The sequence below is a fragment of the Endozoicomonas euniceicola genome (assembly GCF_025562755.1).
GTDB lineage: Bacteria > Pseudomonadota > Gammaproteobacteria > Pseudomonadales > Endozoicomonadaceae > Endozoicomonas_A > Endozoicomonas_A euniceicola.
The window spans coordinates 1,431,039-1,444,387 of record NZ_CP103300.1 but is presented as its reverse complement, the minus strand read 5'-3'; the positions used below and the strand labels follow the sequence as shown (position 1 = coordinate 1,444,387).

The window sequence follows — 13,349 nt, the reverse complement described above, 5'->3', positions numbered from 1 at the left end:
GGGTATAAGTGCATAGTTTTCGTTTTTCGCGGGAGGGGGAATTATGCGCCAGCCTGCCTTTGTGGTGGCGCATGGATAGTTTGGGCTGGCATGGGGATAAAAATTCAGCTGGTCTGGGCGGCGTTAACGATAGAAGCAGCCTTGAAGGAAGCTGAGGGTATTTCTCTATAGGCCCGACTTTCTCTCTGGCTGGTCGGACAGCAATGACTGCCGTGGGAGCAGAAAATACAACAGTCGCCGGAATCGGGGGTCATCAGTTTCTGGCAGTTTTTACATTCATACAGGTGGACACAGGCATCCAGTGGCATGGTTTCATCCGAAGTGTGACCGCAGTCGGAGCAGGTAATGCTGGATCGGGTATGCAGATGATGCTTCATGAATGGGTCCTTTTTCTTGCTTTTCTTAAGTACGTAATAAACGGATATCGACATTGACACATCATTCTTAACACTCATGGCTTAGGGGAACTGAAGCTTAGAAAATACCGCTGTTAGCTGTTAGCTGTTAGCTGTTAGCTGTTAGCTGTTAGCTGCATGAACAGCTAAAAGCCAGAAGCTAATAGCCAGAAGCTAAAAGCCCGGTATGTTTCTAATTACTACTATTTTTAGCAGTTTAAAAAGGAATTGTGACGCTTTTGTTTAGGATTGTTGACGTTTATACGTCATGGGGTGGCAAGAACCGGAAAGAAAAGTAGTGAAAGGACAAGGTTGTGTTGAAAGCAGGCAAGGCTGCTTTCAACACATGAAACCGATAATTACTTATCCGCTTCAGCCTGAATCGCGGTCAGGGCGATGGTGTAAACAATATCGTCTACCAGCGCGCCACGGGACAGGTCGTTTACAGGTTTGTTCAGACCCTGCAGCATAGGACCAACAGAGATAACGTCAGCGCTGCGCTGAACCGCCTTGTAAGTGGTGTTACCAGTATTCAGGTCCGGGAAGACGAACACTGTCGCACGACCGGCTACGTCAGAATCCGGAGCCTTACTGCGTGCTACAGACTCAACCGTTGCGGCGTCGTACTGCATCGGGCCGTCGACAATCAGGTCAGGACGTTTTTGACGAACCAGTTCAGTGGCTTCACGAACGCGCTCAACATCAGCACCGATACCGGAAGCGCCGGTGGAGTAACTGATCATGGCGATACGCGGATCAATGCCAAATGCCACGGCAGAGTCAGCGCTCTGGATAGCGATGTTGGCCAGCGCTTCAGCGTCCGGGTTCGGGTTAACCGCACAGTCGCCGTATACCAGTACCTGGTCAGGCAGCAGCATGAAGAATACGGAGGACACCAGACCACCGGATTCGCGGCTTGGCTTGATCAGCTGGAACGCAGGACGGATGGTGTTGGCTGTGGTGTGAACCGCGCCGGATACCAGGCCGTCAACCTCACCCTGAGCCAGCATCATGGTGCCCAGCACCACAGTGTCTTCCAGCTGGGCTTCAGCCATCGGTGCTGTCAGGCCTTTGTGCTTACGCAGCTCAACCATTGGCTCAACGTAACGGCCACGAATGTGCTCCGGGTCCATGATGATCAGGCCTTCAGGCAGAGTGACACCGTTATCACGAGCCAGCTGCTCGATGGTTTCACGGTTACCCAGCAGGATACATTCGGCAATGCCGCGTTCCTGACAGATGGCTGCCGCCTGAATGGTGCGGGGTTCGTCACCTTCTGGCAGAACCACACGCTTCTTGGCAGCAATGGCACGCTGAACCAGGTTGTAGCGGAAGGCTGGCGGAGACAGACGACGCTCGGCAATTGAATCGCAGTGACCTTTGAACCAGTCAGTGTTCAGGTGATCAGCCAGGGTGTTCATCACGGTTTCAACACGAACAATGTCGTCAATCGGCAGTTCGTTGTTCATGCGATCCAGCATGCTGGCGGTTTTGTAAGAGTCGAGGTCGGTCAGCAGAACCGGCAGGCCGGATGCGATCGCTTTCTGGCACAGCTCCATCACTGGCTCGGAAGGACGCAGGTCGCTGGTCAGCAGCAGGCCAGCCAGTGGTACACCGTTCAGTGCTGCCATGGCTGTCGCCAGAATGATGTCATCGCGGTCACCCGGTGCAATGACCAGATTGCCCGGCTTCAGGTGATGAATCATGTTGGACGGTGTACGTGCGCTCAATGTGTAAGAGGTAACACGGCGAGTCGCGATTTCACCTTCGTTAATAATGGTCGTACCCAGATGATTGCTGATGTCCAGCGTACGTGGGGAAGACAGGGAAGCATCCCAGGGGATGTAACCCAGCGGCAGGAACTTTTTACGGGCAAATTCCGGCAGAGGCTTGAAAGAACCGTCTTCACCTTTCAGGGCGTTGATGGTTGGCTCGTCCAGTTTATTCAGGATGTAGCCAATCATGTTTGGATTCTTGATACCGCCGAAGCTGTCCGCTGTGATTTCCAGCTTGTCGGCTTCGTCTTCCAGGGTGTTTTCACCCGGTTCGGATACCAGGATGATGTCAGCGTTCAGGGTGCGTGCCATATCGTTGTTCAGACGGTTGGCATAGGGCATGGCTCGGGTAGGCACCAGACCTTCCACAACCATTACCTCGGCATCTTCGGAAGCATCGTCGAACAGAGCGACGATCTCTTCCATCAGCTCATCACCCTTGTTGTCGCCCAGCAGGTCTTCGACACGGTTAGCAGCGATTGGCGCAGGTGGCTCGTGATCCATGATGCGCTGTACCAGTTTGGTGGAGCGCTCCGGACCTGTGTCCGTCATGTTCAGCTGGGCAATTGGCTTGAAGAATTTAACGCGCAGACCCAGTTTGTCCAGGGCGCGCACCAGACCCAGAGTTACGGAGGTCAGACCGACACCGTAGCGGGTTGGAGCAAGGAAGAATGTACGCATTCGTCTATTCCAGAAATAACTTCAGACATACACAACAGGAGGCGTACGCCTCCTGTTGATAAAAACAGCAAACACCAGTCAGCCGTGAAGCTTAACCAGCGTTTGCACGATCCTTGTATCAGGCAGTCAGAGCCTTAGTGTCACGAGCGATCATCAGTTCTTCGTTGGTGGTCACAACCATAGCAACGGTAGAACCTTCTTCAGTGATTACGCCGCTCTTGCCACGGAAGGTTTCGTCGTTCTTCTGTTCATCCAGCTTGAAGCCGAAGATGCTCAGGCGCTCAATCACGTTTTTGCGAATGGTCCTGGAGTTTTCGCCGATACCACCGGTGAATACCAGGGCGTCAATGCTACCCATGGCAGCCGCGAAGCCCGCCAGTTTCTCAGCCAGTACGTGGCAGAATACGTCCAGGGTCAGCTGTGCACGTTCATTACCTTCCGCTGCAGCATTTTCAATGTTGCGGCAGTCGCTGTCCACGCCGGACAGACCCAGCAGGCCGGATTCCTTGTTCAGCATCTCGGTGGTGCGCTCCAGGGAGTAGCCCAGGGAGTTCTTCAGGAAGTTGAAGACGTTAGGGTCAATATCGCCGGAACGGGTACCCATAACCAGACCTTCCAGAGGTGTCAGGCCCATGGTGGTGTCGATGGACTGACCGTTCTTAATGGCACAGGCAGAGGCACCGTTACCCAGGTGAGCCACCATGATATTGCTGTTGTTGATGTCCAGACCCAGCATGTTAGCAGCAGCCTGTCCAACATAGCGGTAGGAGGTGCCGTGGGCACCGTAACGACGAACACCGTGCTTCTCATACAGCTCGTATGGAATGGCGTACAGGTAGTTTTCCGGAGCCATGGTCTGGTGGAAGGCCGTGTCAAATACAACAGCGTTCGGCAGACCCGGGAAGAATTTCTGTGCCGCCTTGATGCCGCGCAGGTGAGCCGGGTTGTGCAGAGGCGCCAGTGGTACGCACTCTTCGATAGCGGTAATTACTTCATCAGTGACTACGGCAGACTGAGTGAATTTCTCGCCGCCGTGTACAACACGGTGACCGATAGCAGAGATGCTGTCGATCAGCCCTTCTTTGCTCAGCAGTCCCATCAGGGCTTCAATGGCTTCGTCATGAGCCGCCTGACCCAGGAACTGGTTGCCTTTCTCGCCGTTGATTTTCCAGCTCAGTTCAGCTTCGCTGCTACCCATGCGCTCAGCCAGGCCGTTGATGTATTCTTCTTCGGTAGCCGGGTTGATGACAGAGAACTTCAGGGAAGAACTGCCGCAGTTAATAACGAGAATGTTATCTTTGCTCATAAAAATTATACCTAACTGAATAAGGACAATCAGTCCGTTTTCAGAACTTTGTGATGACTGTTTCAGGTCGTCACGCCGATCCTTAAACTTCTGGTCTGGCGATTACATACTCCGGATGCAAACAGTCTGTAATGGAAAAAATCAGACTGACTGTGCTTGCGATCTGATTAGGGAGCATGTGTCGTAAAGTGCGTGATTATAACCATTGATCTAAATCAATGTACTGCGTATTGATGCGTATATGGGTGGTTGAGTGTTAACCAATGTGAACTGTTGGAGAGTGGCTGTAGATCGTGTTTTACTTGATGGTTTTCTTGGCTGTTTACCACTAGCCTGCTATTACTACAGACAAATGTAGACCTTTATGACAAATACTCAAGTATGAATGAGAGGTATGGGTAAACGTGGTGTTACGAACCTGTTGATTTTTATTTCCATGAAAATGCTTATTCATCGTCTGGCTTGACGGAAATCGTATTTTTTAATCATGGCTGTTTGTAAGAGGTCGCTGATTATGCCTTTTGAACATATTCGTTATGATGAGGACTCAAAGTTCACACACCTTGCGTCCGGCAGCACTATCTCCCTTAAACGGCAGCTAACGAATGGGAAGTTGTTTCTGCAATTAACTCTTGACCCGAGTGGGGAGGAGATCGCCGATGCAAGAGTCTCCAGCCGTTTTGACAAGTTCTTATATAAAAAGAAAGAACTCCCCTATCATCTGCTTCCATACGATTTCAAATGTCACTATGTGGTTGAGCTTATTTTGACTGATGAGCTATGCCAATTTACCCATCTGGGTAGCTTGCTGATGTTTGTTATAGTCTGTGAGGTTCAGGTAAATGGTGCGGACTACCTGTATTTAGCGTCACCGTTCAGGACATCTATGGGTTTTTTTACTCAGTATGGTTTTTTCCCAGCGCCGGAAAATGTAACTTATAAAAACCATTTGGTCCAGCGAAGCAAAAGACATTTCTGGCAACCCAGCCCTCTGATTTCACTGCAGCAGGCAATTGAAATGCGTAAGAAATATAGAATCTGGAGAGGCAACGTTAATAGTGTACATGGTCTTCTTATGGCAAAAATCACAAAATATTTTTCACTTTGACTGAACGGTGCGTCAGAACAATTTGTCCTGAAGTGGATAATCCCTGACTCCCTCGGGAATTCGTTTCGACAGCTCGGCAGGCAATTGCTGGATGAGGCTCAGCAGCTCATTCTGGTACAGGTAGACTCCGGCAGCGACTCCCAGTAGCACACCAACTGGAATATAGAGCCCCGGCAGTTTGGCAAAGAGACCGGGTGTAGCAGGCTGATTGCCATAGCTATTGTACCCTTGCGAGCCTTTGCCAAAGGTCAGCCAGAGCATGAACATCAGGTTGATGATGGGAATGACCACGAACAGCCACTGTGTGCCGCTGCGATTCATGTCATGCAGGCGGGCGATCATGGCATAAATCGAAATCAGGATGGCCAGGGCATGAAACCCCAGCGTCATGGCCATTGTCTGCTGAATGGTCAGCGTTGTGCCAGTCAGTATGGGCAGGTTCTCATGCAGGTATTGGGGCAGTAGCATAGCCGCAGCTTCGATGATCGTCACCAGCCAGCAAAGGTTGATGTACTGGCAGCGACCAATGCGCCGGATCAGGAAGAAAGGTTTGGATGAGGGTGTGCTGATGCGACTCTTGATATCGGCGAACAGGGAATTTTCAGGTGCCCCGCTTTTAGTCTGTTCCTCTTCCATGGACTCCAGCTCGAGACTGTCGTCCATGACAGTAATCCGGCATTGCCCGCCAGCCTGCCTGATGGCTTTCTCGTATTTGCGTGCTTCTTTTTCCGGAATATTTTTGCGCAGGGCGTAAGACTTGCCGGAGAACAGGCGACTTATGCGCACATCATCCGCATGAAACAGTGTTTTCAGACGCTCTTTAACGCTGTCTTCGTCATTGCCAGGCAGAATTCTGCCTTCAAAGAGCACCTTGTAATATTTGGCATCCATGCCGTCCCCATCGGCTGACTGGCAGGCTGTTTTAGGAACCAATCAGTCCGCTTCTGGTCATAACTTTAACAATTCAAGGACTGATTGTTGGAATGGGGCTGGTTGGCAGTTATTAACTGACACGAACCGCACTGATTATCAGGAATAAAATTATCAGGTGGTACTTATGGATGTAACCAAATACAGTTTAATTTTGTCCGGAATTTTAATTCGTTCGATATACCGTTCCTTTTTCAGGCTTCCCAAACGTTTATTACCTCGTTCAGTTCTGCTGTTGCTGGCGCTATCAACACAAGCCAGTTCTATTGTTGTTGACTCCGCCGGGGCAGGGTTTCCCGGACTGTTTGAGAATGATCGCTCTACGGCTTATGTCAACCTGTCGTCGGATCACGAGCTGGATCAGTTGCTTGGGTATGTGGTCACACAGTTCCCGGATCATATTATTCGTTACATCACAAAAGCCACAGACTTACAGGAAGGCGGCCTGGAAACCCGGTTATTTCTGGATGATCAGGGAAACGTGAGTGCGCCCGCCCCCGGAATGATGTTTAACGACAGGGCCGTGATACTGGTGGTGGATTACCGGCAGATGACGGCTACGCAGGTGGCTGAACTGAACGGGATTCTGGACAGCGTCCGGACCTACAACGGCAAAAGACTTTCAAACACGACCCGGATTCTTGCGGTTGCGGACGAGTCAGTCCTGTCCGCTGCCTGGTCAGCGGATGCCCCGGGCAGTGACTTCTGGCGTCGGGTTAATAACATCGGACAAGCGCCGGATATCTCCCTGCTCCGGAAACAGGCCAGCCATTGCGTACCGACACTTGAGCAATATGTCCGCAGGCATGTCTGGGATTCGATCCCCTTCGATGTCAGCCACCTGCCTGCTAAAACCCTTGATTTCGCTTCAGGGCTGTCGGCTGGCGATGTCTTGTCGGGGGGGATTGAGCTGGATTCCGGGGGTGGACTAATCTTTCGGGACGCTGCGCTGGGAGATTTTGGGGATGCCCTGTTTATCCTTAAAGACGCCCCCTGGGAAGATATCGCGTTCAAAGTACAACTGGCTAATACGCTTGCCAGCCGGGGGATGGACAGCGGTGACCAGTGCCTTGCTTTGCCCGCCCGTTTTTTTCTACAAAGAAAAGACACCTCACCAGGGGTGATGGCGCAAACTCTGGAAGCTTTCGGAAAGCGACACCAGGATGCAGAGACCCGCTGGTTTCCCCTGAACAGTGTTAATTTTGACCTTGTCTTTAGCGAAATGGCACTGCGTAAAGGGCAGCTGGTCAAATCGGGTGTCGGTGGCAACCTGAAGCAGAATTTTCAAGGAATTGAAGTCACGTCCACCCTGACGAACCATCAGTGGAAACGACTGACAGGCTTGTTGTCTGCGGGTGGACAACTGGAGAACCTGACGTTGCGGGTTCGTGAGAAAGACCAGCCTGTTGTGGTACCTGACAATTTGTTTCAGAGACAGGAAGAGGCGGTTAACGGTTCATTGGTGCAAAGGCTTTCCGGAACCTTATCTCTGGAAAAAATACGGGAAGAACATCCCGGCGCGCACATCGAGGTCGTATCGCCCAGTCTGGATGCCAGTCAACTATTGGAAACGATCAGAATGGAAAGCCGTCAGAACCGGCGTTTTCAAAAGCACTCGACGGACTTCTACAAAGCACTTCAAACATCTGCCCGGCAGATTATTATTACCGGACTGGAGTCGAATCCCGATATCCAGAAACTGTTGGAGCCACTATTGTCCGGTACGCCTTCTGTGCCCCGGTTTGGACAGTTATCCCTCATCAACTCCCAGCCGGATATCCGGGTTCAGTGGCTGGAACCGGGTTTGGCGGTGACCTCATCCTGGTCGGAATGGCTGAGCCACAATCCAGAGCATGATGAGGCAGCTCCCTCTGTTTCATCACCGTCAGAGCCGGTTCACGTGAACTGGAACAGGCCAGAACAACTGGTAAAGACCGTCAGCGAAGCGATACAAAACCACGCCCTGGTCTATCTTGAAGGGCCTCCGGGCAGTGGCAAGAGTTACACGGCCAGCCGTGTCGCAAAAAAACTGGCGGGACAGCAAACGGTTTACCAGCTGACCACAGGCCCGACAAGTCGTCGTCAGGACTTGTTCGGTGAGCAGGCGCTGCGTCCTCTTCCTGATTATCCGGATGACTCTGAAACCCTGTTTGTTGAAGGTCCCATTCTCCAGTGGGCTCAGCAACGGAGCAAAAATGGCGAGCCGGTTATTCTGATCCTTGATGAAGGCAACCTGCTGGACAAGAATGTACAGGTATTGCTGTCTGGCGTGACCCTGCAACAGCCTTTTATCAGCAGTAACGGTGACGCTTACTACCTGACCCCGGAGCATCGGCTGGTTATTACCGGAAACCCCCTGTCGTTTGAGGGACGCTATCTTATCCCGGAATTACACAATCATGCGAAAACCATCCGTTTTGCGGCTATGGATTCCAGCGGCCTGTCCGGACAGGTCATTGCCCCTTTTCTCGAAGTAATGGACAGTCAGCGTTGTCAGCGGGATGGGTGTGACTGGATAGCGGACTTGTTGCTGGATAACCTGGCTGGCTACCAGGGCCAGTTACCAGGCTATTCGTTTTCTGCCAGGGATACCCTGGACGTCCTCAGCCGGTTTCAATTTTACCTGGGCGACCTGGCGCAAAAGTCGACCCATGAAATTGAAAATACCTTAAAGCAGGCGCTTCATGACAGTTTCTCCGGCCTGCTTGCAGGGCAGAAGCGTTCAGTTGGCTTGTCCAGCCGGGCTTATTATGTAAAACATCACGCCTTCGACGCTTTTTACGAACGACTTAAGCACCAGTCCACGAGCCTGAACCTGGAGAACGACTCAACACGGACTCTGGCTCGACGCATCTGGCTGGAACTGGAACGGGTTGCCGGTGAAAACAATCATCATCGCAGTCATCCGGGTCGTCATGGGATGATGATCGAAGGGCCTGCCGGACGAGGCAAGGATGTGGTTCTGGACATTGTGATGAAACAGTGGCGGGAGGACTGGGCGCTTAAGGGTCTTATACTGCCGCCCCCCCTGCGTATTACCGCTGGTTACAACAACTGGGACAGGTTAAAAGCGCTGATTATCCGGGCAAAAACGGAAGGCCGGATACTCATTGTATCGGAGTTGAATCTACTCCCCACCCATTTCCTTGAGGGGGTGTTAAATGATGTGTTATCCGGAGAGGCCGCACCGGGGTTCTTTCTGATCGCGACGGTTAATCCGGTGCAATACAGTGGACGACATGCGTTTTCTTCTGCGCTGGCGAGCCGTTTTACCCAGTTGATTCTCGATGAATATACCCTGAACGATTTCAAGGTGATTGCCGCCAGTTATACGGACTCCTCTTTCTCAGATGACATTGCGCTCTGGCACCATAAACGGGTAGAGACTTTGAAGCAGAACAAAGCGCTGGCTGTTCCTGCCGTTATGATGATGATTGAGTACCTCAAGGCGCTGGACAAGTCAGAGGCGGTAAACCCTAATGCTCTGCGAAACCGGTTTATGACCTTTTACCGGCTGTATTTGAAAGATGGCTGGCGACCAGAACCCATTGTTGTGCCTGTTGAGGCAGATGTTGTAAAAATTCTTGAGAAAGAACTGGCTCCAGTGCCTGAGACATCACTGATGACAAAGTTGTTCAGTCTGGTTGTGGGTGAGCCTGAGACGAAAGAGACAAAGGAGGAAGCAACCGAAGGCCAGACTCCTGAGGCTGTTTATCATTCAGGTCAGCCTGCAACACAGAATGAACCTGCAAAGGTAGTTCCAGAAGTAGAAAAACCGGATCAAAGGACAACAGGTAAACAGCCTCAGCCTTTCATGGAAAGAACTGCGGCAGTCATGGAACAAGGTGTGGCTGCTACTGTTGATACAATCGCGAATGTATTGCAGGCAGCGAGAGGATACATACCTGCTAATCCGTTAGCGAATGTTTTACAGGCAGCCAGGCAACACGCACCTTTTAATGTCGGACAACACCTGCCTGATTTTCTGAAAAAATACCTGCCCAAAGTCAGTGCAGGTAATCATGCTCTGGATGGTGACTTCCATCAGAGGCAGACTAACAGGCTTAACAAACGCTTCACCAGTGATTTTCCGTCAGCGTTTTATCGTATGGATATAAAATGGCTGAAGATTTACGACAATGGAGAAGTAAAGCTCGAACCTTTTCCGGCAGGTGAGCTGACTCACTATCAGCCAGATTCTGTTCAGACTGACTTGTCGGAATCTTTATTACCCGGACAACACCACGGTACTCAGGATATTACCAGGAGGGGTACGCTAACCAGTCTGTTCCCCCACGAAAAACTGGTCGCTATCTGGACGGAAGATAACAGAGGTCAGCCTGTCGAGGTGCAATACGACGCACGCCGTGGAATTTATACCGCTAACCTTCCGGATGCAGGTTATTTTTCAAAAACACAACTTCATTATGTTGTGGAGGAAGATAAAGCGGTTGATGAGGCCGAAAGTCTGGCGCCTTCAGCAGCGTATCAGGCTCCCCTTGTATGGATAAACAGGCTGAACCGTTTAATGAGCCAAAGGCCTCTGTTGGCAATCGAGCTGGATCATTACAAAAGCCTGTCTCAAAAGCAGAGGGTCGAGAGCATCATTGCTTATGTCAAGCGTTTTACTGCGCCTGACAAAGCGATAGAAAGTCTGAAAAACCAGAAGTCTGATATTGAGATGCTGGCTGAGTTGATTGAACGTCGAATTGGCACCTGCCGGCATATTGCTTATGCCGCTGCTGGTCTGATGCAGTTCTATGGTATTCCGGTCAGGGTGATGTTCAATGAGAGTCACACCTGGGTAGAATATTCTCTGAATAATGGCAAGACATGGCAAACCTCGGAAACCTGGGGAACCTATGGTGGTGCAGAAAATCCGGAGGATTTCGGAGACCAGTCGTTGATTTCAGGTCATGACGACTCAGATGATTCTTCGGTTGCCACTGCCGTGCCTGAACAGACATTGAAAGATGAAAGTACGGTAAACCGGGAGCCATCAGATCTTGACGATTCCCGGGAAAGACCTCAAATGGCTTTGCCGACAGAAAGCCCAAAAGAAAGCCCGGTGAGTTCATGGTTACAGCCTCTTAAGCAAACAGCAAATTATCTGTTTCAGTCAATCTTGAAGAGTCGTGAAGGAGATGAACAGGATTTGGCAGAAGCTTACGTACCTAAACGGTCATTACAGTCGAAAGAGAAGTTGGTTATTCAACGGATATTTTATCATTCGCACAATACTGATCATTATCGTCAGTCTATACAACACGTTGTAATGGAAGATAATGGGAGAGCTCGCTTCGTTGACCTGCCTTACCATGGTATCCGTATACCAGTAGCTTTGCCATCAGATATCGAGGAACAACAACTCAGTAACCCGCATGCTTTAAGAGGGCAGCAGGTGGTAAAAGCCGGGGAGAAAACGCAATTAGGCAGCCTTTATCCCCATGAAAAGCTGTTGGCTTTATCGTCTGAAGGTGTGACGCCGGAGCAATTTCTGGTGGAATACGATGCTTTTCAGGGGCTTTACTTTGTAACGGTGAACAAAGGAACGAGTATTGCGGATGATATTACGCTTCATTTCCTGATACAGGAAGATGAGCCCTCTCTATCCCGGAAAACATGGCTAACTGATAAACAGCTGCTTGATAAACAGCAACCGAAATTGATAAATGCTGAATTGAGAAAGAAGGTGGATGATTTTTTTGCGGAGCATTCTGAACTTTACAAAAAAATTGGTATTGAACCGGGAATGGACTCAAAGGTTAAAATGGAAAAAATACTGGCTTTCACCGAGCAGTTTCGCTTAGCTTTGTCAGCAATAGAGGATTCCAGCCTGATATCGCTGTTCAGCCAGATGAAACATATATTAGAATCCAGATGTAATTATCGCTTCTTTATCGCGACTATGCTGGCGGAGTATTTTGAAGTAGGCACTGTCCGCAAGGTATCAAATGACAAGAGGATATTTGTTGAGTTCTCAGCAGATGGGACTCGCTGGCATAGCTATAATCTGAACGAAAATTTTATATGCAATGATTACTCTAAGGATTACGACATAGAGCCTGCAGGTCTGGAACTATTACAGCCAGGCCTGGATAGTTTTAGAGAGGAAACTCGTGATCCTCGCCTTTCTGGTATAGGTCCTCAAGTGCTTCGTTTTGTTGAGAGCGATTTCGAATCTACTATACCCGATGGTCGTGATAAATTTCTTGAGATTTATCATGCGAGAGATGCTTCGATAGACAAAGCGCTAAGCCTTTTTAAACATTTATTACTGTATTTCAACGTTAAGCCGCACGTTATGAAAGACCTTTCTTTGTTGGTAATGAAAGATCCCAAAGTTCGTCAAAAAATTTCGCCATGGCTCAGTGAACAGATAGAGAATCTCCCAGAAACGTACGATCCCATTTTATATTTGATTTCTAAACACTCGAAGAAGGAAGTTAATGGACGTCTGAATGGTTCACCATTCGCTGAGCTGGAGCGGTTAATGATTAAAAAGACTTCATCCCTTACACAAAGCTGGAAATATCAGCCACCAGGCCAATTGCAGCTAAGCCGGCTGTTGGCCAATAAAGCAGCTTTTGCGTATACCAGTGAGCATCACGAACAGCAGCAAAACAGACGGGTTATTTTTAATGTGGGGGAGTCGCCTTTGCTGGACCCGCATAAGGTCGCACGTTACCAGACGATACTATTTAACAAACTGGATGAGGGTAAAGAAAACAGCATGTCATCAGAAGAAAAGCGCAAGATACTTGATCAGGCTCTTTTGGATGCTGCCAGACATCTGACCAGAATAACGGGCTTTGCAAAACAATACTCAAGTATTTTAAAGCGAAGAAGAGACGATAGTTACGGCTCTGATATTTTCGCACTTCTGGTGTACAAGCCAGAATTTCCGGAGTCTGAGTTGTTTTGGAGTTTAATTTTCTACGACCAAAAAGATGGAACATCTACCTCTTTCGAAAATCTGTTACAGGTGTCTGTTCCACTGTCACCGAACTGGCTACCGGAGAAATGGCAGGATTCCGTGATTGTTGATGACGATATGCTGGATCGGCTGGTGACCCGCTATCTGGAATCCCTGTCCAGAGAGCAGGTGGACAATCTCAGAAAGGCTTTACAATCGCCAGTACAATAATGCCGGC

At 49.8% G+C, this 13,349-nt stretch carries 6 protein-coding genes; 2 read left to right on the top strand and 4 right to left on the bottom strand.

What is annotated here, in order from left to right; genetic code table 11:
* Positions 1-104 precede the first annotated feature (104 nt).
* The 3 genes from NX720_RS05580 to NX720_RS05570 form a co-directional block, all read right to left on the bottom strand.
* Complete coding sequence (locus NX720_RS05580) at positions 105-377, bottom strand: GDCCVxC domain-containing (seleno)protein (protein WP_262599953.1); 273 nt, start codon at positions 375-377, stop codon at positions 105-107.
* A 377-nt stretch (positions 378-754) separates the two neighbouring features.
* A complete protein-coding gene (gene pta, locus NX720_RS05575) occupies positions 755-2,851 on the bottom strand; it encodes a phosphate acetyltransferase (protein WP_262599952.1) in 2,097 nt (698 codons plus the stop codon).
* 118 nt (positions 2,852-2,969) lie between these two features.
* A complete protein-coding gene (locus NX720_RS05570; protein ID WP_262599951.1) occupies positions 2,970-4,157 on the bottom strand; it encodes an acetate/propionate family kinase in 1,188 nt (395 codons plus the stop codon).
* A 514-nt stretch (positions 4,158-4,671) separates the two neighbouring features.
* Between NX720_RS05570 and NX720_RS05565 the strand changes: the two genes are divergently transcribed.
* On the top strand, positions 4,672-5,265 hold the full coding sequence (locus tag NX720_RS05565) for a hypothetical protein (protein ID WP_262599950.1): 594 nt from the start codon (positions 4,672-4,674) through the stop codon (positions 5,263-5,265).
* Positions 5,266-5,277: 12 nt separating this feature from the next.
* Here NX720_RS05565 and NX720_RS05560 read toward each other — a convergent pair whose 3' ends face one another.
* Positions 5,278-6,198 (bottom strand): DUF805 domain-containing protein, encoded by a 921-nt coding sequence (locus NX720_RS05560; RefSeq protein ID WP_262599949.1) that lies wholly within the window; start codon positions 6,196-6,198, stop codon positions 5,278-5,280.
* Positions 6,199-6,322: 124 nt separating this feature from the next.
* Here NX720_RS05560 and NX720_RS05555 point away from each other — a divergent pair, with 124 nt between their 5' ends.
* Positions 6,323-13,342: an AAA family ATPase gene (locus NX720_RS05555; protein WP_262599948.1), complete on the top strand. Its 7,020-nt coding sequence runs from the start codon at positions 6,323-6,325 to the stop codon at positions 13,340-13,342.
* Positions 13,343-13,349 lie beyond the last annotated feature (7 nt).

Excerpts from the sequence above, each read along its gene's own strand:
- NX720_RS05580 (WP_262599953.1), bottom strand. The coding sequence starts at position 377 with ATGAAGCATCATCTGCATACCCGATCCAGCATTACCTGCTCCGACTGC.
- pta (WP_262599952.1), bottom strand. The coding sequence starts at position 2,851 with ATGCGTACATTCTTCCTTGCTCCAACCCGCTACGGTGTCGGTCTGACC.
- NX720_RS05570 (WP_262599951.1), bottom strand. The coding sequence starts at position 4,157 with ATGAGCAAAGATAACATTCTCGTTATTAACTGCGGCAGTTCTTCCCTG.
- NX720_RS05565 (WP_262599950.1), top strand. The coding sequence starts at position 4,672 with ATGCCTTTTGAACATATTCGTTATGATGAGGACTCAAAGTTCACACAC.
- NX720_RS05555 (WP_262599948.1), top strand. The coding sequence starts at position 6,323 with ATGGATGTAACCAAATACAGTTTAATTTTGTCCGGAATTTTAATTCGT.